The organism is Bradyrhizobium sp. (assembly GCF_028868675.1).
Classification (GTDB): domain Bacteria; phylum Pseudomonadota; class Alphaproteobacteria; order Rhizobiales; family Xanthobacteraceae; genus Bradyrhizobium.
In genome coordinates this window covers 15,425-39,044 of record NZ_JAGWUA010000021.1, presented here as the reverse complement: position 1 = coordinate 39,044, position 23,620 = coordinate 15,425, and the positions used below count along the sequence as shown (strand labels likewise).

The 23,620-nt window shown below is 65.9% G+C and carries 18 protein-coding genes, 1 tRNA gene and 1 riboswitch; of the genes, 10 read left to right on the top strand and 9 right to left on the bottom strand.

What is annotated here, in order from left to right:
* The 6 genes from KGM94_RS05210 to KGM94_RS05185 form a co-directional block, all read right to left on the bottom strand.
* A partial coding sequence (locus KGM94_RS05210; RefSeq protein WP_300255626.1) for an FAD-dependent oxidoreductase occupies positions 1-138 on the bottom strand: 138 nt, incomplete at its 3' end.
* A gap of 64 nt (positions 139-202) precedes the next feature.
* Positions 203-1,486, bottom strand: coding sequence for a dihydrolipoamide acetyltransferase family protein (locus tag KGM94_RS05205; RefSeq protein ID WP_300255624.1), 1,284 nt, complete (start codon positions 1,484-1,486; stop codon positions 203-205).
* 2 nt (positions 1,487-1,488) lie between these two features.
* A complete protein-coding gene (locus KGM94_RS05200; RefSeq protein WP_300255623.1) occupies positions 1,489-2,502 on the bottom strand; it encodes an alpha-ketoacid dehydrogenase subunit beta in 1,014 nt (337 codons plus the stop codon).
* Between the two features lie 3 nt (positions 2,503-2,505).
* Complete coding sequence (locus KGM94_RS05195; protein WP_300255622.1) at positions 2,506-3,738, bottom strand: 3-methyl-2-oxobutanoate dehydrogenase (2-methylpropanoyl-transferring) subunit alpha; 1,233 nt, start codon at positions 3,736-3,738, stop codon at positions 2,506-2,508.
* A 425-nt stretch (positions 3,739-4,163) separates the two neighbouring features.
* The gene (locus tag KGM94_RS05190; protein WP_300255621.1) at positions 4,164-6,617 is read right to left on the bottom strand and encodes a DEAD/DEAH box helicase; all 2,454 of its coding nucleotides are present in this window, start codon (positions 6,615-6,617) and stop codon (positions 4,164-4,166) included.
* A 524-nt stretch (positions 6,618-7,141) separates the two neighbouring features.
* Positions 7,142-7,216: transfer RNA gene (locus tag KGM94_RS05185), tRNA-Gln, on the bottom strand.
* Positions 7,217-7,486: 270 nt separating this feature from the next.
* Here KGM94_RS05185 and KGM94_RS05180 point away from each other — a divergent pair.
* The 10 genes from KGM94_RS05180 (at position 7,487) to KGM94_RS05135 (ending at position 19,829) form a co-directional block, all read left to right on the top strand.
* The gene (locus KGM94_RS05180) at positions 7,487-9,265 is read left to right on the top strand and encodes an acyl-CoA dehydrogenase (protein ID WP_300255612.1); all 1,779 of its coding nucleotides are present in this window, start codon (positions 7,487-7,489) and stop codon (positions 9,263-9,265) included.
* A 279-nt stretch (positions 9,266-9,544) separates the two neighbouring features.
* Complete coding sequence (locus KGM94_RS05175) at positions 9,545-10,306, top strand: crotonase/enoyl-CoA hydratase family protein (RefSeq protein ID WP_300255610.1); 762 nt, start codon at positions 9,545-9,547, stop codon at positions 10,304-10,306.
* Positions 10,303-11,955 carry a bifunctional metallophosphatase/5'-nucleotidase gene (locus tag KGM94_RS05170; protein WP_300255608.1) on the top strand — a complete coding sequence of 551 codons (1,653 nt, stop codon included), beginning with the start codon at positions 10,303-10,305 and terminating at the stop codon, positions 11,953-11,955. Before KGM94_RS05175 ends, KGM94_RS05170 begins: the two co-directional genes overlap by 4 nt.
* A 122-nt stretch (positions 11,956-12,077) precedes the next feature.
* Positions 12,078-13,013 carry a histone deacetylase family protein gene (locus tag KGM94_RS05165; protein ID WP_300255606.1) on the top strand — a complete coding sequence of 312 codons (936 nt, stop codon included), beginning with the start codon at positions 12,078-12,080 and terminating at the stop codon, positions 13,011-13,013.
* Between the two features lie 76 nt (positions 13,014-13,089).
* Positions 13,090-13,341: an exodeoxyribonuclease VII small subunit gene (locus KGM94_RS05160; RefSeq protein ID WP_300255604.1), complete on the top strand. Its 252-nt coding sequence runs from the start codon at positions 13,090-13,092 to the stop codon at positions 13,339-13,341.
* A 261-nt stretch (positions 13,342-13,602) separates the two neighbouring features.
* On the top strand, positions 13,603-14,910 hold the full coding sequence (locus tag KGM94_RS05155; RefSeq protein ID WP_300255602.1) for an alpha/beta hydrolase: 1,308 nt from the start codon (positions 13,603-13,605) through the stop codon (positions 14,908-14,910).
* Positions 14,911-15,257: 347 nt separating this feature from the next.
* Positions 15,258-17,186 (top strand): 1-deoxy-D-xylulose-5-phosphate synthase, encoded by a 1,929-nt coding sequence (dxs, locus tag KGM94_RS05150; RefSeq protein ID WP_300255600.1) that lies wholly within the window; start codon positions 15,258-15,260, stop codon positions 17,184-17,186.
* An 88-nt stretch (positions 17,187-17,274) separates the two neighbouring features.
* Positions 17,275-17,829 carry a nucleoside 2-deoxyribosyltransferase gene (locus tag KGM94_RS05145; RefSeq protein ID WP_300255598.1) on the top strand — a complete coding sequence of 185 codons (555 nt, stop codon included), beginning with the start codon at positions 17,275-17,277 and terminating at the stop codon, positions 17,827-17,829.
* Between the two features lie 25 nt (positions 17,830-17,854).
* Entirely contained in the window at positions 17,855-18,589 is a 735-nt protein-coding gene (locus KGM94_RS05140; RefSeq protein ID WP_300255597.1) for a TlyA family RNA methyltransferase, read from the top strand.
* On the top strand, positions 18,582-19,829 hold the full coding sequence (locus tag KGM94_RS05135) for a methyltransferase (RefSeq protein WP_300255595.1): 1,248 nt from the start codon (positions 18,582-18,584) through the stop codon (positions 19,827-19,829). Before KGM94_RS05140 ends, KGM94_RS05135 begins: the two co-directional genes overlap by 8 nt.
* Positions 19,830-19,833: 4 nt before the next feature.
* On the opposite strand, the gene KGM94_RS05130 is transcribed toward KGM94_RS05135, so the two are convergent.
* The 3 genes from KGM94_RS05130 to KGM94_RS05120 form a co-directional block, all read right to left on the bottom strand.
* On the bottom strand, positions 19,834-20,307 hold the full coding sequence (locus tag KGM94_RS05130) for a GNAT family N-acetyltransferase (RefSeq protein WP_300255593.1): 474 nt from the start codon (positions 20,305-20,307) through the stop codon (positions 19,834-19,836).
* Between the two features lie 382 nt (positions 20,308-20,689).
* Positions 20,690-21,958 carry an MFS transporter gene (locus KGM94_RS05125; RefSeq protein ID WP_300255591.1) on the bottom strand — a complete coding sequence of 423 codons (1,269 nt, stop codon included), beginning with the start codon at positions 21,956-21,958 and terminating at the stop codon, positions 20,690-20,692.
* A 285-nt stretch (positions 21,959-22,243) separates the two neighbouring features.
* The gene (locus KGM94_RS05120) at positions 22,244-23,080 is read right to left on the bottom strand and encodes a DUF1194 domain-containing protein (protein ID WP_300255589.1); all 837 of its coding nucleotides are present in this window, start codon (positions 23,078-23,080) and stop codon (positions 22,244-22,246) included.
* 363 nt (positions 23,081-23,443) lie between these two features.
* Positions 23,444-23,518, top strand: a riboswitch (Fluoride riboswitch).
* The last annotated feature ends 102 nt before the right edge of the window (positions 23,519-23,620 follow it).

Below are 23,620 nucleotides of genomic sequence, written 5' to 3'. Positions count from 1 at the left end.
GACATTGAGACAGGTTCCGCCGAGCCGGTCCACCTCGACCAGGATCGTATCGAGCCCGAGTTGTCCGGCGCGGATCGCAGCAACATAGCCGCCCGGCCCGCCGCCGATGATGAGCACCTTGCAGGAAAGATCGGTCATGGCGCCTTCGCCTGGGGATGAGTCGCGTCCGAAGGGCCGCGATGTGCAGGGAGCGACCGGCGCATCATGTCGTCTCGATGAAGAGCGACGCCGGCAGCTCCAACAGCGCGCGCACGCGCTGGATGAAGGTCGCGGCATCGTAACCGTCGACGATGCGATGGTCGAAGGATGACGACAGATTCATCGTCTTGCGCGGCACGAAGCCGCCGTCGCGCCAGACCGGCTTCACCACGATCTTGTTGACGCCGACGATCGCGACCTCCGGCCGGTTGACGACGGGTGTCGATACGATGCCGCCGAGCGCGCCGAGCGAGGTCAGCGTGATCGTCGAGCCCGACAATTCCTCGCGGGCGGCGATCCCTTGGCGCGCGGCATCGGTCACGCGTTTCATCTCGCCGGCGCATTCGTACAGGTTTAGCGTCTCGGCGTGACGAACCACCGGCACTGCAAGGCCTGCGGCCGTCTGGGTCGCGATGCCCAGATGCACCGCGCCATAACGGCGGATGATGTCCTCCCCGTCATCGTAATGCGCGTTGACCTGCGGGAAATCGGCGATCGCCTTGACCATCGCCAGCATCAGAAAGGGCAACATTGTCAACCTGGGCCGTGCCTCGCCAGCCTGCGCGTTGAGCGCGGTGCGCAGCTCCTCGAGCGCCGTGACGTCGACTTCCTCAACGTAGGAGAAATGCGCGACGCGACGCGTCGCCTCCGCCATGTTCTGTGCGATGCGCCGGCGCATGCCGACGACCTTGATCGTCTCGACGGCGAGATTTGGCACCTTGCCGGTGGGGCGCGGCGGCGCCTCGGGTCCGCGTTGGAGAAATGCGGTCAGATCCTCATGCGTGATGCGCCCGGCGGGTCCGGAGCCGCGCACCTGGCGCAGGTCGATGCCTGCTTCGCGTGCGCGCAGCCGCACCGCCGGAGATGCGAGCGGCCTTTCGCCAGGTGGCCGGGGCGGACCGGCCATGGCCGGCGGGGGCGCCGCACGCGGAGCCGGAACTTCGGTGTCGGCGCGCGGGATGGACGAAGGCGCCGCGGGCGCAGCCGGCTCCGCTGCTTTGGGCGGGGCGGACTTGCGCGGCGGCGGAGGTGCTGAATCCGGCAAACCGGGCGCTTCGATGCGGATCAGTTCCGAACCGACCGGGAGCACGTCGCCGACCGCGCCGCCGAGCGTGACGACCGTCCCGGCGACCGGTGTCGGGATTTCGACGGTGGCCTTGTTCGTCATCACGGCGGCGACGACCTGGTCCTCGCGCACGAGGTCGCCGACCTTCACCTGCCATTCGACGATCTCGGCCTCAGTGACGCCCTCACCGACATCAGGCAGCAGGATCGATCGGGCGCCCATCGTCAGGCCTCCAACGCCTCGAGGAGCGCGCGGCCGACGCGCTCGGGTCCGGGGAAATAGTCCCACTCCTCGGCGTGCGGGTAGGGCGTATCCCAGCCCGCCACGCGCAGGATCGGTGCCTCCAGCGCATAGAAGCAGCGCTCCATCACCTGCGCGGCCAACTCGGCCCCGAAGCCGGAGGTGAGCGTCGCCTCGTGCACGATCACGCAGCGGCCGGTCTTCTCGACCGAAGCCTGGATCGCATCGACATCGAGCGGGATCAGCGAACGCAGATCGAGGATCTCGGCGTCTACCCCGGTCTCGCTCGCGGCAGCCTCGGCCACATGCACCATCGTGCCATAGCAGAGCACGGTCACCGCCCTGCCCTCGCGCCGAACCGCCGCCTTTCCGAGCGGCACGACATAGCGGCCCGCCGGCACCTCGCCGAGTGGATGCTTGGACCATGCGACGGACGGCTGGTCCGGGTGGCCCGAAAACGGACCGTTGTAGAGCCGCTTGGGCTCCAGCACGATGACCGGATCGTCGTCTTCGATCGCCGCGATCAGAAGTCCTTTGGCGTCGTGGGGATTGGACGGGATCACGGTCTTGATGCCGCACACATGCGTCAGCAGCGCCTCGGGACTCTGGCTGTGCGTTTGCCCGCCGTAGATGCCGCCCCCGCAGGGCATGCGCACGACGATAGGTGCGCTGAATTCGCCGCCCGATCGGTACCGCAGCCGCGCTGCCTCCGATACGATCTGATCGTAAGCAGGATAAAAGTAGTCGGCGAACTGAATCTCCGCGACCGGTCTCAAACCGTACACACCCATGCCGATTGCGACCCCGACGATGCCGGATTCGTTGATCGGCGCATCGAAGCAGCGCGAGCGGCCGTATTTGCGCTGCAGCCCCTCGGTACAACGGAATACGCCGCCGAAATAGCCGACGTCCTCGCCGAACACGACCACACGCGTGTCTTCTGCCATCTTGCAGTCAAGGGCGTCGCGGATCGCCTCCACCATGGAAAGCCGGGCCATGGCTCAAACTCCAAGTTGCTGGCGCTGCTCGCGCAGATGGCGGGGCATCTCCTTGTACACATCCTCGAACATGCTGGCGCTGCTCGGCTTGGGTCCCTCGTGCAGCGTGCCGTAGCTCTCCGCTTCGCGGGCAGCTTCCAGCACTTCGGCATCGACCTCGGCGCGCATCTGCCTGTCGCGCTCCTCGCTCCATTCGCCCCGGCGGATCAGGTGCAGCTTCAGCCGCTCGACGGGATCGCCGAGCGGCCAGGCCGCCCCCTCGTCCTTCGGACGGTACTTGCTCGGGTCATCCGACGTCGAATGCGCGCCGGCGCGATAGGTGATCCATTCGATCAGCGTCGGGCCGAGATTCGCGCGCGCGCGCTCCTCCGCCCAGCACGAAACGGCATAGACGGCGAGATAGTCGTTGCCGTCGACGCGCAGCGAGGGCAGGCCGAAGCCATGAGCGCGCGCCGCGAACTTGGTGCTCTCGCCGCCAGCGATGCCCTGATAGGACGAGATCGCCCACTGATTGTTGACGACGTTGAGGATGACGGGCGGTCGGTAGACGCTTGCGAACACCAAGGCCGCATGGAAGTCGCTCTCGGCCGTCGAGCCGTCGCCGATCCAGGCCGAGGCTATGCGCGTATCGCCCGCAATCGCCGAGGCCATCGCCCAGCCGACGGCCTGCGGATACTGCGTCCCGAGATTGCCGGAGACGCTGAAGAAGCCGGCCTCCTTGGCCGAATAGAGCCCGGCGAGCTGGCGCCCCTTGAGCCGGTCCTTCTCGTTGGAGAACACCGAGCACATCATGTCGACCAGCGGCCAGCCGGCGGCGATGAGGAGCCCTTGCTGCCGATAGGTCGGGAAGCACATGTCGCCGGGCTCCAGCGCCTTGCGATGCGCACAGGCAATCGCCTCCTCGCCGAGACACTGGATGTAGAACGACGTTTTGCCCTGTCGCTGCGACAGGACCATGCGCGCATCATAGGCGCGCGTCAGCAACATGTCGCGAAGGCCCTGGCGAAGCTGTTGGGGCGTCAGCGCAGCCGCCCACGGCCCGACCGCATCTCCTTTTTCGTCGAGCACGCGAATCAGGGAGAAGGCCAGGTCGCGGATTTCCGCGGGATCGACATCGACCGGCGGCCGCCGCGCTTCGCCGGCAGGGGCGACGCCAACATGAGAGAAATCCGGCCGCCCGCCGGGGCGTACCGTGGGCTCGGGCACATGCAGAGAAAGGCGCGGGACAGCCGCCATCAGAAGTATCCTCAGAGGCTCTCCGACGAACTGCAGACCAAGTCACTCGTCCAAGCGCAACGATGCAGATTCGAGCTTCAAGGCCTTGATTTGGATCAACAGTGCGACCGCGGCCCAGCGTCGGAGATCTCAAGTTCATCGACTTCTAAACTATATATTGCCAGCATATCTTTTCCCACCTGAACTTTCTACTGATCCCGCCGCCAGCTTGATGCAACGTGCCGAAGGACTCACGCAACTGGCCAGCCATTCGGTCTGTTCAATTCGGCTCTCGATACCCACGGCAGCCGGGGGGATCGATTGATCGTGATTAAGGAAGCATCTCCCTCGTCGAGCCTACGCCCGCACGCCGGCAGCGGGCTGGGAGAATCGAGAACCAAGTCTCGGCGCTCTCATGAAAGGCAGCCCTCCATTGCGGATCGGACCTAGCGGCCACGCAAATGCTCCGCTACTGCGGAAAGCACATTGGCCAGTTGTCTCACCATCTCCGGTGACGGCAGCGGAAGCTTGAGATTCTCCGCGCCGGTGTGCGGATCACGCTCGATCCATGAATGTGCGGGAGGGCCGGAGCCGTTCGAGGCCGCAAGGGCGCCGATGAACTGTGCGCCCATCTGCAGCAGCGCCTGCCACGGATCGGGAGATGCACCGTGCAGCATCTGCCCCATTTCGCCGGCCGGCGCGGCCGCCATCTCGTCGGCATCGGCAACCGGATCCGCGTCGACCGCTCCGGCCGACGGCCCGCTGGCGGCATCGTCGATCCTTCCTGCCTCCTCTGCAGGAGAGATGGCCTCGCCGGCCCCCATGGTTCCCGTGACGCTCTCGACATCCTTCAGGAAGCGGTTGAGCCGCGACCCGCCGAGTGAGATCTCGCCGTTGCCGCCATCGAGGATCCCTTCCGACAACGAGCGCTTGAACGCCAACACCGAAAGCATGCCCTCCTCGATCGAGCCTTTCGCAACGAAATTGATGACCTGAACCGGCCGCGCCTGGCCGAGCCGATGGACGCGCGCGATGCGTTGTTCGAGCACTGCCGGATTCCATGGCAGGTCCATGTTCACCAGTGTCGAAGCGTGCTGCAAATTGAGACCCGTGCTGCCGGCATCGGTCGACAGGAACACGCGACAGGCGGGATCGTCGCGAAAGCGGCCGATGAGTTCGGGCCGCTTCTCCGACGGCACGCCGCCGTGGAAGCTCACATAGCCGATCCCACGCGCCTCCAGGCGGCGGATGACGATGTCGTGGGTCCGCGTCCATTGCGAAAAGACCACCGCCTTGGCCTCCGGCGTCGCAAACGACTGCTCGAGCAGCGCGGCCAGTTCGTCGGCCTTGACACCATGGTCGGTCTGCCGATCCAGCAGATAGGTGCTGTTGCAGGACATGCGCATGTTCTGGAGAGCGCAAGTCAAACGGCGCTGATCCTTGTCCGAGAGAAACCTGGTCTTGCGCCAGCGTTGGACGATCCTCGCCACGGTATCCGCATTTTCCTGGTGATAGAGCTTTTGCGGCTCAGTCATTGGCACCAGCACGTTCTGGTCCGTCCGGCTGGGCAGTTGCTGCAGCACCTCCGACTTTCGCCGGCGGATCATGATCGGCGCCAGGGTCTGGCCGATCTTCTCCAGCCCCCTGTAACCGGTGACGCGGCCGGCCTCGTCCTTGACCTGATGTTCGTGCAAGAGCTTCCAGGTTGGGCCCAGCCGGTGCTGATCGACGAACTGCACGATCGAGATCAGCTCCTCCAGCTTGTTCTCCAGGGGCGTGCCAGTCAAGACGATCGCATACGGACTGTCGATGCGTTTCAAGGCTCGCGCGGCAACCGTGTTCCAGTTCTTTACACGCTGAGCTTCGTCGACGATGACCAGTTCAGGCGCCCAGGCGGCAATCAGGTCGAGATCGGGCTGCAGCTTCTCATAATTCGTAATCTTGCAGAAATCGTCCAGCCCGTAGTCGTTCTGCCGTTGCGCTCGCCCGCCACTTATGACGCGCGCCGCGCGCTTGCCTTGCCGCCCGGAAAAGCGAGAGATTTCGCTCTGCCATTGGTATTTGAGCGACGTCGGGCAAATCACCAGGACCCGCGATACGCCGAAATGGCGGGCCAGTATTTCCATCGCGGCGATGGCCTGTATCGTCTTGCCCAATCCCATGTCATCGCCGATCAGCGCTCGACCCGTCCTAACCGCGAACAGCGCGCCCTCGGCCTGGTAGGGATAAAGCACTACCTTGAGCAGTTTTCGCAACTTGGGGTCGGCAGCACCGCGCGGGAACAATCGCTCGAGCTTCGACGCTCGACGATCGGCGTCCTGTCTTCCAGCAATGAAATCGAGGGCATCGTCATAGGCACGAAACTCGTGACCACTCTCCGACACCAAGGTCATGAAGCGCTTGAGCTCGCCCAACCGGTCGTCTGCGAGGATTCCATCGCGCTTCATGTCAAACAAGCGGTCGGCGGCCAGCCTCACGGCCGGCGGACAATCGGTCCCGGCACGGAAGTGCACTGAACGCCTGCCCGTATTGCGCAAGTACAATTCGGAAAACGCCGGCTGGTAGCCCCGTGCGAACGCTGCTTTCGCGCCTCGCTTTCTTTCGAGCTGGGCGAGTGTGAACTCGAGGTGTTTGCAGGTCCCCAACTCATTGCTTGCGTAGTCTGGACATGAGCAGAAATTGCCTCCTGGCCCGAGGCCCCGCACCGCCACCCGATAAGCCGACTTCGAGCTGGGGTTGGTGACCCGAAACTCGGAGAAGATCGGGTCCGAGCCAAGATTTTCCAGCACAAAGGATTGCTCGCGGCCAAACTGGCGACGCAGACGGCGCTGCCAATCGGCCGTTGATAGATCAACGGGCGCGTGAGTGCGAGAAAGCTTGGCTTCTTTGTTCGGTTTCACGGCGGGCCTCGCAGCTAGGGTGCATCGATTTCATCGACGCACCCTGCGTTCGAGGTCTGACAGGGTTGTCTTGCGACGATGTTGATGGCTGATCCTAGCTCCAGGGCGATTGCGACACACCCCCAGCAAGATCAAAATCCACTGCGGATTGGACGGGGCACCGAGAAGGAAAGTTCTGGCTCGCTACACAAAAGCCATGTTCGGAAAGCCGGCTCTCTCGGACGCCTGTCTGCCAGGCTGCCAGGCGATGTCGCGCGCAACGAACGCTTTCGAGACTCCGTGCTGCCCTCGCAGCGACAACCGCCGCAGTTCGACGGGCGGCGCCGCATGGCGACTGCCGCGATGCCGACGAAGCCACCCTCGCCGCTCGCGCGCGAAGAGATCAGCGAGACCGACGAAAGACGGCGAATCTTCCTTCAACCGACTGAAGCGACTTCGACAAGTCAAAACTCCCTGCAAGGTGGGTGACGTTCACGGCGCCGCGGCGGCCGATTTCGCATTGATAGGCAATATCGACCACCAGCTGGCTGGGGCGGGAGGGATCGAACCTCCGAATGGCGGAATCAAAATCCGCTGCCTTACCGCTTGGCTACGCCCCAACAGGCCGCCGGAACAACGGACTACCGCGGAATCTCGCCGGCGCAGCCGGTCTACAGAGAGATGCGGGCCATTTCAACCGCCCGCGGGGGCGATTTGGCGACGGCGCGGTCATCGCTCCGTCCTATAGTGGCGTCCCCATAATATAATTAAGGAGTGGCGCCGCGCCCCCGAGCCGGTCCAGCCGGGCGCTCCATGCCCGCCCCACCAGCAGTTGAGACCTCCGCCGTTTCGTGGGATGACGGCTCAATCCATTCGTCGGGAGCCCTGCCATGACCTACCGCGCGCCGATCAACGACATGCTGCTTGCGCTCAACCACGGCGCGGGCCTGAAGGCCGCCATGGAGGCCGGCCACTACGGCGATTTCGACGCCGACATCGCCGCTGCCGTGCTCGAGGAGGCCGGCAAGTTCGCGACCGACGTGCTGGCGCCGCTCAACCGCGTCGGCGACGAGCACGGCATCACGCTCGACGACGGCAGGGTCGCGACCGCGCCCGGCTGGCCGGATGCCTACAAGCGCTGGACCGACGGCGGCTGGAACGCGGTGTCGGGGCCGGAAGATTTCGGCGGCCAGGGCCTGCCGCTCGCGATCAACGCCGCCTGCACCGAGATCTGGAGCGCGGCCAACGTCGCCTTCGGGCTCTGCCCGCTGCTCACGGCTTCCGCCATCGAGGCGCTCGACGCCCACGGCAGCGCCGAGTTGAAGAAAATCTATCTCGAAAAGATGGTCACCGGCGAATGGACCGGCACCATGCAGCTCACCGAGCCGCAGGCCGGCTCCGACGTCGGCGCGCTGCGCGCCCGCGCCGAACGCGTGGGCGACGGCAGCTATCGCATCAAGGGGACGAAAATCTTCATCACCTACGGCGAGCACGACATGACCGACAACATCGTGCATCTGGTGCTCGCGCGGCTGCCGGACGCGCCCCCCGGCACCAAGGGAATTTCGCTGTTCCTGGTGCCCAAGTTCATGGTCGATGCCGACGGCTCGCTCGGCGCGCGCAACGACATCTTTGCCTCGGGCATCGAGCACAAGCTCGGCATGCACGCCTCTCCCACCTGCACCATGACCATGGGCGACCATGGCGGCGCCATCGGCTTTCTGGTCGGCGAGGAGAACCAGGGCATGCGCTGCATGTTCACCATGATGAACCAGGCGCGCCTCGGCGTCGGGCTCGAAGGCGTCGGCGTCGCCGATCGCGCCTATCAGCAGGCGCTCGCTTACGCGCAGGAGCGCAGGCAGGGCCGCGCCGTCGGCAAGGCCGGCGAAGGCTCGGACGCGATCTTCGTCCATCCCGACGTCAAGCGCATGCTGATGCGGATGCGGGCGCAGACGGCGGCCGCGCGCACCATCTGCTACGCGACCGCGGTCGCGCTCGACGTCTCGCTGCGCGCCAAGGACGCCAAGGTACGCGACGATGCTGCTGCGCGCGCCGCGCTGCTGACGCCGATTGCAAAGGCCTATTCCACCGACATCGGCAACGAGGTCGCCTATCTCGGCGTGCAGGTGCATGGCGGCATGGGTTTTATCGAGGAGACCGGCGCGGCCCAACACTATCGCGACGCGCGCATCACCGCGATCTACGAGGGCACCAACGGCATCCAGGCGATCGACCTCGTGACGCGAAAGCTCGCGGCCAATGGCGGCGCCGCCGTGTGGGCGCTGCTGTCGGAACTCTCCGCCATCGTCGGCCGCGTCGAGACCTCCAACGACCCCGCCTTCGGCACCACGGGCGCAAAACTGCGCGAGGCGCTGGATTCGCTGGCGCGCTCGAGCAAGTGGCTGCTGGAGCGGCTCGGCAACGCGCCCAACGACGCGCTTGCGGGCGCGACGCCCTATCTGCAGCAGTTCGGCGCGACCCTCGGCGGCTGCATGCTCGCCTCCGAGGCGCTCGCTGCCAAAGGTGATGGCAACGCGGACGCGCCGCGCTACGTTTCGCTCGCGCGCTTCTTCGCCGAGAACATCACCGTGCAGGCAACGTCGCTGGAGCGCACGGTGACGGACGCGGCCGACTCCGTCGCCGCGGCGGATGCGGTGCTGCTGGGCTGAGGTCGCGGCCCCCACCATCGGTCGTAGCCCGCATGCAGCGAAGCGGAATGCGGGATGTCGCGGTTCCGGATTTCGCTGCGTTCCATCCGGGCTACCGCGAGGGCGCCATCATGCTGGCATGAGAGCGGTCCCGCAAGCTTGCGCGCGTCACTGCGTCACCGGCAAAATCGGCGTCTGGAGGCTGTCTGGAGGCTTGGCGCCCCCGCGGGATGATGTAGGCTGAGCGAGACGAGACTCGCCAGCGGCAACGATGCCGCTCGCCCTGCAGGGACATCCAGCATGACCGGCCAGATCATTGTCACCGACGAGGGCGCCACGCGCGTGATCACGCTGCGCCGGCCGGACAAGAAGAACGCGATCAGCCAGGACATGTATCGCGGGATGAGCGACGCCATCGACAAGGTGCAGAACAATCCCGATACCCGCTGCATCGTCATCACCGGCGGCTCCGGCGTATTCACCGCCGGCAACGATCTCGACGAGTTCCTGAAGGAGGGCACGTCGGAATCGAAGACGCCGCGCGCTTCCAACGCGATCAAATTCCTGTATTCGCTGGCGCACAACGTCAAGCCGATCATAGCGGCGGTGGACGGCATCGCGATCGGCATCGGCACCACCATGCTGTTCCATTGCGACTACGTGCTGGCCTCGACGCATGCGACCTTCTCCACGCCCTTCATCCATCTCGGTCTCGTGCCGGAGGGCGCCTCCAGCCTCCTGATGCCGCGCACGATGGGCTACCAGCGCGCCTTCGCCATGCTCGTGATGGGGCGCAGCTTCACCGCCGAGGAGGCGCAGACCGCCGGCTTGGTCAACATGGTGGTGTCGCCCGGCCATACCGAGGCCGAGGCGCGCAAGGTGGCGCGCGACATCTGCAAGCTGCCGGCCGAAGCGGTCGCGATCTCGCGCAAATTGCTGCGGCTACCGGCTGAGGAATTGACCCGCCGGATCGACCAGGAAAGCCATCTGTTCGGCGAGCGCATGCGCTCGGCCGAGGCGGTGGCGGCGTTCAAGGCGTTTTTTGCACGGAAGAAGCATTGAGGCTCGCCGCCGCCCTTGCGCTTCTGCTCGCCTGCGCCGTCCCTGCGGCGGCGCAAGGCGCCGCACCGGTCGAGTTGCGGCTCGTCGCGATCAACGACTTCCACGGCACCCTGCGGCCGGACCCGGGCGGCATCCGGATCGACGATCCGGAGGACCGGACGAGGAAGGTTACGGTCGCGGCCGGCGGCGCCGAATACATGGCGACGCTGGTCAGGCAACTGCGCGAGGGCCGCAGGAACACGATCTTCGTCGCGGCCGGCGATCTGATCGGGGCGAGCCCGCTGCTGTCGGCGATGTTCCACGACGAGCCGACGATCGAAGCGATGTCGATGATGGGGCTCGCGATCGCCTCCGTGGGCAATCACGAATTCGACGAAGGCACGGACGAGTTGCTCAGGATGCAGAACGGCGGCTGCCATCCGGTCGACGGCTGCCAGGGGCCGCATCCGTTCGAGGGCGCCAAGTTTCACTATCTCGCGGCCTCGACCATCGTGACCGCGACCGGAAAAAGCGTGCTGCCACCCTACGAGGTCAGGGAGTTCGAGGGTATTCCGGTCGCCTTCATCGGGCTCACCCTGAAGGAGTCGGGTCAGATCGTCGCGCCGGCGGGTATCGCCGGCCTCGAATTTCGCGACGAGGCCGAAACGGTGAACGCGCTGATCCCGGAATTGAGGGCGCGCGGAGTCGAAGCGATCGTGGTGCTGATCCACGAAGGCGGCGATCCCGCCGGCGACTACAATGAATGCCCCGGCCTCTCCGGCCCGATCGTCGACATCGTCAGGAAATTCGACCGCGCGGTCGACGTCGTCGTCAGCGGCCACACCCATCGCGCCTATGTCTGCAACATCGACGGCCGGCTCGTCACCAGCGGCGACAAGTTCGGCACGCTGGTGACCGCGATCGACCTCAAGCTCGACCCCGTCACGCGCGACGTGGTCGGCGCGAAGGCCGAGAACGTCATCGTGGCCAATGCCTCGCTGGCGAAGGATCCGGACCAGACCGCGCTGATCGAAGCCTATGACAGGCTCGCAGGTCCCATCGCCAACCGCCCGGCCGGCGCCGTGACGCAAACCCTCTCCCGCATCCCGAACGCGGCCGGCGAGAGCGTGCTCGGCGACATCATCGCCGACGCCCAGCTCGCCGCCACCACCAACGGCAAAGACGGCGGCGCGGTGATTGCCGTCACCAATCCCGGCGGCATCCGCACCGACATCGCACACCGGCAGGACGGCAGGGTGACCTTCGCCGAGCTGTTCGCGAGCCAGCCGTTCCGCAACCAGCTCGTCACGCTGACGCTCACCGGCCGCCAGCTCAGGCAGATGCTGGAGCAGCAATGGCTGGATCTGAAGCGACCGCGGATCCTGCAGGTCTCGCACGGATTCAGCTACGCCTGGGACGCGGCAAGACCGTTCGGCGAGCGCATCCTGCCCGAACGGATGACGCTACACGGCAAGCCGATCGATCCCGACACCGGCTATCGGGTGACCCTCAACGACTATCTCGCCGGCGGCGGCGACGGATTTACCGTCGCCAGGCTCGGCAATTTACGGCAGTATGGCGTCTACGACGCGGACGCGCTGTTCGCCTTCTTCAGGGTGAATGGCCCGATCTCCCCGCTCGTCCCCTCGCGCATCGTCCGGTTGAACTGAGCGCGATCAACACGGGCCGGTGCAGGACTACCCTTCCCTCCGCTCTGCCAAACTCTTACATTGCGTTTTGGCGCAGGATGCGCCAAGCGACGGTGACAGCCGGACCCTGTGAGCACGACCTGATGAGCACGCTGTTCCTGACCCACAAGGCATGCCTCGACCACGTCACGCCGCCCGGCCATCCGGAGCGGCCGGACCGGTTGCGCGCGGTGGACGAGGCGCTGTCGCACGAGCGTTTCCAGTTCCTGGCGCGCGACGAGGCGCCGGAAGGCAATCTCGACCTCGTCATGCTCTGCCACAACGAGCATTACGTCACCGAGTTGCGCCACATCGCACCCGGCAGCGGCCAGGACCTCGTCTATATCGACGGCGACACCTCGATGTCGCCGGGCACCTGGGAAGCGGTGATGCGTGGGGTCGGCGGCGCGGTCGCCGCGACCGACGCGGTGATGGCGGGCGAGTACCGCAACGCCTTCGTCGCGGTGCGTCCGCCCGGACATCACGCCGAGATCGGCAAGCCGATGGGCTTCTGCTTCTTCGACAACGTCGCCATCGCCGCCCGGCACGCCCAGCGCAAATACGGCATCAAACGCGCGGCCATCGTCGATTTCGACGTCCATCACGGCAACGGCACGCAGGACATCTTCTGGTCGGACCCGACCGTGATGTACTGCTCGACCCACCAGATGCCGCTGTTCCCGGGCACCGGCGCCCGCGGCGAGCGCGGCGACCACGACACCATCGTCAACGCGCCGCTCGCCTCCGAGGACGGCGGCGCGGAATTCCGCGCGGCCTTCGAGAATTTGATTCTGCCGCAGCTGAAGACATTCGCACCCGAACTCCTCATCATCTCGGCCGGCTTCGACGCGCATTTCCGCGATCCCCTGGCCTCGCTGAACCTGCGCGGCGACGACTACACCTGGGTGACCCGACAATTGATGGACCTCGCCGACCGGACGGCGGGAGGACGAATTGTGTCGGTACTCGAGGGTGGCTATGATCTGCAGGGGCTGAAAGAATCGGTCACGGCGCACGTCAGCGCCCTGATGGGCGCATGAGACGCCCGCCACATTAAGCCCGCAACAAAACTGTAGCCTGCGCGTTCCACAAGCGGGCGGGCAATCGGAAACGGATATGGCCGAAAACACCCAAGTCGACGTCACCCGACTGTCTTTCGAGCGCGCGATCGAGGAACTCGAGACGATCGTGAAACGGCTCGAGGAGGGCAAGGTGCCGCTGGAAGAGTCGGTTGCGATCTATGAGCGCGGCGAGGCGCTCAAGCGCCGCTGCGAGGAGCTGTTGCGCCAGGCCGAGGCCCGCGTCGACAAGATCACCACCGACGCCAGCGGCCAGGCCACCGGCACCGCGCCGCTCGACGTGCAGTAGCGGCCCCGGAAATATCGCCAAGCCTTTCAGAACATTAAGGGAATGCGCCCAAAGGCCGCGCAGCCTCCGGGCGAAATAGCTCTTGGCCTATCCCGCAGCCTGCTATAGTCCCGATGACGAGCGGCGCGAGACTGGGTACGGCTGGGCCGGCAGGCCAAAGCCGCGTATGGGTTGTGTGCGTCGAAAACGCCTCAAGAGGGACAGAGGCCTCGGCTGGCTCCGCGGGGAAGCATGAGGCAGGTCGCGGGGATCACGGGTTCAGTGCGCGTTCAGAACCGCCATATCATCTACGTGCAGGGCTACGATCCGCGCGGTCTGGCGCAGTATTACCGCATGTTCCGCACCGAGCTGCGCAAGTTCGGCCGGCTCTACCAGCTCGCAACCACCGTGAGCCGGCCGCAGGGCGTCAGCGACGGCGAGATCGCGTCCTGGAGCATCGAAACCAGGGACGAGGCGCAGGGCTGGCAGACCCGGACGACCTACGACTTCCTGCGCTTCGAGGATTTCATCCAGCGCGACCTCGCCCAGCCGATCTGGACCACTGTGCTGCAGGCGGTGTGGATCTACTGGCGGCTGGTGTTCCGCGGCACCATCGCGCGCTTTGCCAGGGCGAACTGGCGGTTCGCGACCTTCATCACCTATCCGCATTTGATGCTGCTCGCCGAAGCGCTGTGCGCGGCCGGCATCGCCTGGCTGGTCCAGAAGGGACTCGGCGCGCTCGGCATTCCCGCTCTCTACGGCGTGCTGGCGGCCGTTGCGCTGTTCGTCGCGCTGCTCGGCACCGCGCTGAAATACACGGAAGAGAAGACCTACCTGCTCTATCTGCTCTGCGACACGATCTGGACCTGGGAGTTCTCCCATCGCAGGCGGCCCGATTGGGACAAGCGGATCGACAGCTTCGCGGAGTATCTCTGCAAGGTAGCGCGCGCCTCGAACGCCGAGGAGATCGTGCTGGTCGGACATTCCTCCGGCTCGTTCCTCGCCACCGAGATCCTGGCGCGCGCGCTCGAGCGCGATCCGGCGCTCGGGCGGCAGGGCCCGCGCATCGTGCTGCTCACCCTCGGCGGCAACTATCCGATCGTCGGCTACCACGCCGCGGCGCAGGATTTCCGGGATCATCTGCGCGATCTCGCGGTCGAGCCGTCGATCGACTGGATCGACTGCCAGGCGCGCAAGGACGTGATGAACTTCTTCCAGTTCGATCCGATCGCCGCCCACGGCATCGACGCGGGCGCGGCCAGGCGCAACCCCACCATCGTGCCTGTGCGCTTCCGCGAGATCGTCGCGCCCGAGCACTACAATCTGTTCCGCTGGAAGTTCTTCCGCATCCACTTCCAGTTCGTAATGGCCAATGAGCAGCCGCACGCCTACGACTTCTTCATGATCGTGTGCGGCCCTGTTCCCTTGCGGGAACGCACGGCGATGCCGGACGCGGCGCTTGCGGTGGCAACCGGCGACGCGGCGGCGCGCGAATTCGCCTGGCGCAGATTGGAGAATGCGGCCTCCCGCAGCCAAAATCCTGCCCAGGATCTCGGCGAAATGGAACCGCCCGCCCGCAGCCGCGGTTAACCACGTCGTCCCCGGGGCACACCTCGATACCCCTGCCGGGTCCTACGGGTTGGCTTTGGACCTTGCTTTGGTGTAATGCTTTGCGGACTATGGCTTTTTGCAAGTATTCCGTAAGCACGTTTTTGCTGGCGGCAAGTACTTCAGATAGCTAAGGAAATTGGCTGGGACGGGTGAAGCCAAGCAGAGTGATGCCGATCACATTGTCTGAACCGGAGCGCACTTAGGCTTTGAAATCGGGCTTCGTCCCGCGCAGGGGACCCCGGTGAGTTCCGGACTCGCTGCGCCGATATTGAGCAAACCCATCTCGCGCCGGGATCACCTTCCGGCCTGAAAAATTGGAAATCGCCGTGAACGCATACAGCAAGACGCCGCTTCTCGACACCATCCGGACTCCGGAAGACCTGCGCAAGCTCAAGATCGAGCAGGTGCGGCAGGTGGCCGACGAGTTGCGACAGGAGACCATCGACGCCGTCTCCGTGACCGGAGGTCATTTCGGCGCGGGTCTCGGCGTGGTCGAGCTCACCACCGCGATCCACTACATCTTCGATACGCCGCGCGACCGGCTGATCTGGGACGTCGGCCACCAGGCCTATCCGCACAAGATCCTGACCGGGCGTCGCGACCGCATCCGCACGCTGCGCACCGGCGGCGGCCTGTCCGGCTTCACCAAGCGCAGCGAGAGCGACTACGATCCGTTCGGCGCCGCGCACTCCTCGACCTCGATCTCCGCCGGCCTCGGCATGGCGGTGGCGCGCGACCTCTCCGGCGGCAAGAACAACGTGATCGCCGTGATCGGCGACGGCGCGATGTCCGCCGGCATGGCCTATGAGGCGATGAACAATGCCGGCGCGATGAATTCGCGCCTGATCGTCATCCTCAACGACAACGACATGTCGATCGCCCCGCCGGTCGGTGCCATGAGCGCGTATCTATCGCGGCTCTATTCCGGCAAGACCTATCGCTCGCTGCGCGAAGCGGCCAAGCAGCTCGGCAAGCACCTGCCGAAGATCATCGCCAACCGCGCCAACCGCGTCGAGGAGTATTCGCGCGGCTTCATGATGGACGGCGGCACGCTGTTCGAGGAGCTCGGTTTCTACTACGTCGGCCCGATCGACGGCCACAATCTCGACCACCTGCTGCCGGTGCTGAAGAACGTCCGCGACATGGAGACCGGACCGATCCTGGTCCATGTCGTGACCCAGAAGGGCAAGGGCTATGCGCCGGCGGAAGCCTCCGCCGACAAGTATCACGCGGTCGTCAAGTTCGACGTTGCGACCGGCACGCAGGCCAAGGCCAAGCCGAACGCGCCGGCCTATCAGAACGTGTTCGGCCAGAGCCTCGTCAAGGAAGCCGAGAAGGACGACAAGGTCGTCGGCATCACCGCCGCGATGCCGTCCGGCACCGGCATCGACATCTTCAACAAGGCGTTCCCGGACCGCACCTTCGACGTCGGCATCGCCGAGCAGCACGCGGTGACCTTCGCGGCGGGCCTCGCCAGCGAGGGCTACAAGCCGTTCTGCGCGATCTATTCCACCTTCCTGCAGCGCGGCTACGACCAGGTCGTGCACGACGTCGCGATCCAGAGCCTGCCGGTGCGCTTCGCCATCGACCGTGCCGGCCTCGTCGGCGCCGACGGCGCGACCCATGCCGGCTCGTTCGATAATGCCTATCTCGGCTGCCTCCCCAACATGGTGATCATGGCCGCCTCCGACGAAGCCGAGCTCGTGCACATGGTCGCGACCCAGGTCTCGATCAACGATCGACCGAGCTCGCTGCGCTATCCGCGCGGCGAAGGCCGCGGCGTCGAGATGCCTGAGGTCGGCGTTCCGCTTCCGATCGGCAAGGGCCGCGTCATCCGCCAGGGCAGCAAGATTGCGCTGCTTTCCTTCGGCACCCGGCTCGCCGAATGCGAGAAGGCGGCCGACGAGCTTGCCGCCCACGGCCTGTCCACCACGATCGCGGACGCGCGCTTCATGAAGCCGCTCGACACCGAGCTGGTGCTCAAGCTCGCCCGCGAGCACGAGATCCTGATCACGATCGAGGAAGGCTCGGTCGGCGGTTTCGGCTCGCACGTCGCCCAGTACCTGACCGACCAGGGCGCGCTCGATTCGGGGCTGGTCAAGTTCCGCTCGATGGTGCTGCCCGACGTGTTCTTCGACCACGACACGCCGAACGCGATGTATGCCCGCGCCGGTCTCGACGCCAAGGGCATCGTCGCAAAAGTGTTCGAGGCGCTCGGCAAGGACGTCAAGACCGAGACCGTCAAGCTGGCTTGATCGTTCGGCAGGCAACCTCGTCGACGCGCTTGCTTCACCTCTCCTCTCCGGGGAGAGGTCAACCGCCGACGCCGCACCACGGTGATCCATGAAAATCTATCTGGCAGGCCCCGACGTGTTCCTGCCGGATGCGATCGAGATCGGGCGGCGCAAGGCCGCGATCTGCGCGGCGCATGGGCTGACCGGCCTCTATCCCCTCGACAACGAAATCGATCTTGCCGCGCACGACGCCTCGCGGCAGATCTTTGCCGGCAACGAGGCGATGATGGACGAGGCCGCAGCCGTCATCGCCAATCTGACGCCGTTTCGCGGCCCCGGCGCCGATGCCGGCACGGTCTATGAGCTCGGCTATATGGCGGGGCGCGGCAAGCTCTGCCTCGCCTATTCCAACGATCCGTCCGCCTATGCCGACCGCGTCGCGCGCGGCGGCGGCGTGACGTCCGAAGGCGGCAGCCTGGCGGATGCCCATGGCCTGACGGTTGAGGATTTCGGCCTCACCGACAATCTGATGATGATCCACGCGCTGGAGCTGCACGGCTTTCCGCTGGTGAGCCCAGCTGGAACCTCCGCGGACGTCTGGCACGATCTTGCCGCGTTCGAGACCTGCGTCAGGATGGCGGCAGCGAAGCTGCTGCGTATATAAGGCGACGAGGTCCCGGAGAGACGACATGTCCCCTGCCCGCAAGCGCGCGGATGTCCTTTTGGTCGAGCGTGGCCTGTTCGAGAGCCGGGCGCGGGCGCGCGCGGCGATCGAGGCCGGCCTCGTCATCGCCAATGACAAGCCGGTGGCAAAGCCGTCCGAGACCATCGACGAGGACGCGGTGATCCGGGCCGAGCCCGCGCATCCCTACGTCTCGCGCGGCGGCGTCAAGCTGGCGGGCGCGCTGGAGCGCTATCCGATTGCGATCGAGGATCATGTCTGCCTCGACGTCGGCGCCTCCACCGGAGGCTTCACCGAGGTGCTGCTCGCCAATGGCGCAAGCCTGGTGTTTGCCGTCGACGTTGGCCGCGGTCAGCTGCATCCCTCGCTGCAGGACCATCCAAAAATCGTCTCCATGGAGGAGACCGACATCCGCAACTTCGAGGGCAGGCGGCTGCCGGCGCGGCCCGACATCGTCGTCATCGACGTCAGCTTCATCTCGCTGAAAAGCGTGCTGCCGGTGGCGCTATCGCTGGCCGCCGCGCCGATGCACCTGCTGGCGCTGATCAAGCCGCAATTCGAGGCCGGCCGCGAACACAACAAGCACGGCGTCATCCGCGACGCCGCGGTGCATCGGCAGGTCTGCGACGACATCGCGGCGTTCGCGGCTTCGCTCGGCTGCACCGACATCGAGGTATTCGCCTCGCCGATCAAGGGCGGCGACGGCAATGCCGAATTCTTCCTGGGCGCACGCCGTGGTTGAACGCCTCACCATCGACCATGTCGGCCATCGCGGCGACGGCGTCTCGCTCGACGCCCGCGAGCCGGTCTACGTGCCTTACGCCCTTCCCGGCGAGACCGTCGAGGTCGAGCACGTCGCGGGCAATCATCCCGACCGCAGGCATCTGCTCGCGGTCGAGGTCGCAAGCCCTGAGCGCGTCACCCCGTTCTGCAAGCATTTCGGTCTCTGCGGCGGCTGTGCGATCCAGCACTGGCGGAGCGAGGCTTACAGCGCCTGGAAGCGCAACATCGTGGTCGAGACCTTGCGGCAGGCCGGCCTCGAATGCGAGGTGGCGCCGCTGATCGATGCCCATGGCGCAGGCCGCAGGCGGATCACGCTGCACGGCCGGCTCGGCACCCATGAGGTGCTCAAGGTCGGCTTCGCCGCCATGAACTCGCATGACGTGATTCCGATCGATCGCTGCCCGATCCTCGATCCCGGATTGGCCGGCGCGATCGAGGCGGCCTGGGCGCTGTCGGAGCCGCTGATGAAGCGGATGGCCGCGACCAAGCCGCTCGACATCCAGGTGACCGCGACCGACACCGGGCTCGATGTCGACGTGCGCGGCTCCGGTCCGCTGCCGGCGCCGATCGTTGCGGCGCTGTCCGAGGTCGCCGAGCAGCATCGTCTGGCGCGGCTGACGCGGCATGGCGAATTGGTGCTGCAGCGCGCCGCGCCGTCGCTGCGCATGGGCGGCGCCGAAGTGGTGCTGCCGCCGGGCTCGTTCCTGCAGGCGACGGTGGCCGGCGAGGAGACGCTGGCGGCGCTCGTGCAGGAGCGCATCGGCCGCGCCAAGGAGATCGTCGATCTCTTCTGCGGTGTCGGTCCGTTCGCGCTCCGCCTCGCGGAGAAAGCGCGCGTTGCGGCCTTCGACAGCGATGCCGGCGCGATCGCAGCTCTCGCGAAGGCGGCGCATGCGCCCGGGCTGAAACCGATCAAGGCCGAGGCGCGCGACCTGTTCCGCCGTCCGCTGGTGGCGCAGGAGATGCGCGATGTCGACGCGGTGGTGTTCGACCCGCCGCGCCAGGGCGCGCAGGCGCAGGCGCTGAAGCTTGCCGCGAGCCGCGTGCCGACGATCGTCGCGGTGTCCTGCAATCCTGCGACCTTTGCCCGCGACGCGCGGCTGCTGGTCGACGGCGGCTATGGGATCGAGACCGTCGTACCGGTCGACCAGTTCCGCCACACGCCGCATGTCGAGCTGGTAGCGAGGTTTGCGCGGTAGCGCATCACTGCGCCAAGTCGTCCGGTTTGCCGGTTTCGCGCGGCCGCCGCGCGACGTAGCCGATCCTGAGCCCGGGCTCGAACCCGCAAGCCTCGTAGAACCGATGCACGCGGGGATCCCTGCGGCCGCTCTGCAGGAGCACGTGATGGCAGTCCCTCGCCCACGCGGCCGCCAGGGCCGCCGCCACGACGGCGCGGCCGTGGCCGCGCCCATGATGGTCGGGATGCGTCACCACGTTCTCGAGAAAACCATGCCGCCGCCCGCCGCGCAGCAGATTGGGCGCGGTGATCAGCATGCAGGTGGCGACGATGCCGCCGTCGGCGGCCGAGACGAACACGGCGAACTCGTCGCGCGCCAGGATATCCGACCAGATCGCCTCGGCTGCGCTTCCCTCCGCGGCCGCACTGACATCCGACACGCGAAACAGCGCCAGCAGCGCGGCAAGGTCGGATTCCTGCGCGGGCTTGGCGTGCGGCATGGTCGATGCTCCCGGCTGCATTCCGTTCGGCGGCATGCCGCGGACGGCCTGCTCATGCCAAGACTACGCTGATTCCCATCCAATCGAAGATGCTGCTCCCGACGCGCGCGGCTGCGGGACGTCGTCACGAGCGGGATTTTGATCCGTCTGCACCTGCTTTAGCGGCATGATCGCAACTCCCTACATCAGGTGGCTCAGCCGATTTCCAAAACCTGCGATTTCCAGGGCCCGGGCGAATGCACGCGACGCGCGTTTCAGCAATAATCTACCTAAATTGCATTCAAGCGCGTCTGCTCGCATTGGCGCTGGTGATGGCCCCACACGTCGCCAGTTATTTTTGCGGGCCCGCAGATCGCCGCGCGAATTCCCTCGACCGTTTCGCTCAAGCCTCCTCGGGCGGCTTGATGTGTCGGAACGACAGCAGCAGCGCGATGTCGTAGCCGATCTTGAGTGCACCGCAGATGACGAGCGGCAGGCCGGAGAAGCTGGTGGCGAACATGGCACCGGCGAGCGTCGGGCTGATCGCCGACGCCAGGCTGCGCGGCACCGCAGTGACGCTCGCCGCCGCCGGACGCTCCTCGGCCGTCACCACCGCCATCACGTAGGACGTCCGCGTCGGCACGTCCATCTGCGACAGCGCGGCGCGGATCGACAGCAGGACGAGCACGCCGGTCAGGTCCGGCAGCAGCGCTGCCGCGATCAGGCAGATGCTCGACGGGATGTGCGTGAACACCATGGTGTTGACGAGGCCGAAGCGCCGGGACAGCCGCGCCGCCACGGGATAGGAGAAGGCGGCGAGCGTGTTGGACCAGAAGAAGAACAGGCTCGCCGCCGCGATCGACATCTCGAAACGCTCGAACAGCCAGAGCGCGACCAGCGACTGCACGGCAAAGCCGCCGGCGAACGCATCGACGCTGAACAGCGCAGCCAGCCGGTAGACGATCTTTCGCGACGGCCCCAGCGCGGCCACCTTCGATCCCCGGTCCATTGCAGGACGGCTGTTCGGCAACATCAGGTACAGGCTCGCGCCGACAAGGCCCAGCCCCGCATAGACCAGAAACATCAGCTTCAGTGCCGAGAGGCGCGGAAGCTCGAGCGAGACCAGGACATCCGGCAGGGTCGCGAGCAGCGCGCCCGCGGCCGACGACAGGCCGCCGATCAGGCTGTAACGGGCAAACACCTGGGTCCTGCTACCGTGGGCGGCGTCACTCGCCAGCATCGCGTGCTCGAGCGGCACGAAGGTCCCGATGTCGCCGGCCGACGGATTGATGGTCCCGACGAACGCCAGGGTGAGGACGAGAGGAAACGACTGGGCCAGCGGAAACAATGCACCCGTCAGCATCATCGCGATGGCGCTCACGAGCAACAGGCCGCGCAGTCCGCGGCGAAATCCCAGCCAGCCGACGCCCAGCGTGAGGAGCGCAGTCCCCAGCAGGGCGCCGGTGGCGATCACGCCGATCTGGAAAGGGGAGAAACCCAGCTCGACGAGATAGGCCGGCAGCAGGATGACGGCAAAGCCGTCGCCAAGCCCGCGCACTGCACGGGCCGCGTACAGCAGCGCGACGTTCGACGGCTTTGCGCGCCACGCGCCGCGAAAGGAGTCGAGAGGCTCGATGTCGGGAGTGAGAAGTGCCGCCCTTGGTTCGTCCATGCGCAATCTCTCGACAAATCGAGTGTTGCGCAGAGCTTGGACGGGCGGGCCGTCTGACGGGGAGCCTGCGTATTCCCCGTCGGATGAGACTAAGTCCGGTCGCAAGCTTCTGCAAGTGTCAGCTTTGGCGTCCGGCCGATCGCAGTTTCGCCAGCGCTCGCAAATTGCAATTCGCTCGTGAGACTGTGGACGCGACCTCCGAGAAATGCGAGGTCGGCGTCATCCCCTCGATCCGCTTTCGTCGAAAAGCGCCCGCCCAAAAAATGGCGAGGCGGCGTCAGCCCCTCACCGGCCCCAGCGATCCTGCCAAATCTTTTCGCCGATCAGGCAGTTGACGCGCGGCTCCTTGCCGGCGACGCGGACCACGGGGCGCTCCGGCATGCGGCCGGCGACCTCCAGCAGAAGCTTGGTGCGGATCGCTTCCTTGAATTTTTCGCGGTCCTTGATCGACACCACGAAGGAGCCGGGACCGCCGATCACGCAGTCCTCGTAGTAGTAGTCGAGATTGTCGATGTCCATGGTCGAGTAGGACGGTTCCTTGACCATGATCGGCAGGCCGTTGATGACGATGCCCTTCTCGAGCGCAGCGTCGCGCGCTACCGCGACCGGGCCGCCATTGTTGTTGGGACCGTCGCCTGAGATGTCGATGACGCGGCGCAGGCCGCGATAGGGATTTTCGTCGAACAGCGGCATCGCGAAGATGATCGCGCCCGAGATCGAGGTACGGGAGGCTCGCCGGATCGGCGTCTTCAGGATCTCGGCGGCGACCGCGTCCGCCGTCTCAGGGCCGTCGATCAGGCGCCAGGGGATGATGATCTTCTGGTCGTTGGAGGCGGCCCATTCGAAATAGGTCACCGCGATCCGGCCGTTCGGGCCGGCCTTCAGCGCCTGCAAGAATTCCTTGGACTGAATCGCCTGCGCGTAGCCCTCGCGCTGGATCGCGAGCTCGTCCATGTCCATGGAGTAGGAGACGTCAACGGCAAGGACCAGCTCGACGTCGACCGCCTGCGCGTTTCTCTCGGCGGCCTGCCGCTGCGGCGAAGGCGCCGCAATGCTCGCGGCATCCCCTCCGGCGAGCATGCCTGCCACCAGCACAGCCCCGATCGAGATCAGCAAGCGCATCGCGCCCTCCCGTCGTATGACGCGATGGTGACATGCAATCATGGCCCCGCAAAGTGGGAAGATGGCGGGGTATTCACATTCGAGTTAGGGGGCGGAGTCGCCGCAATCCGGTCCCGGTCGTATCGCATGGACGGCGCGAAGCACTCCACCGTGTCATTGCCGGGCTTGCCCGGCAATCCATCATCGAGAGCAAGTTCTCTCATTTTGATGGATGCGCGGGTCCCCGGCTACGCTAGGCTTCGCCGGGCTTTCGGTCTCAGGCCGGCGGAGCTCCAGCGAAGACGGCAAGCCCGCGCATGACGAGCAGTGGGACGACACCCCGCCCTGCCCTATTGCCCATCGCGGTTTCCATGCTAGGTTTGCCGAACAGATGGGGATGGAGTCCCCCGACAACCGCCCGACGATGTTTTCGTGTGGGCTGATGGCTCCTGCTGGAGGTGAGGCAGTCGGAGAGCCTCGGCCCTCGGTGGGAGCATGAACGAACCCGCCGGTGGCGGGTTTTTTGTTGCCTGATGACGAAGGGCTGGACGTGACCTCATC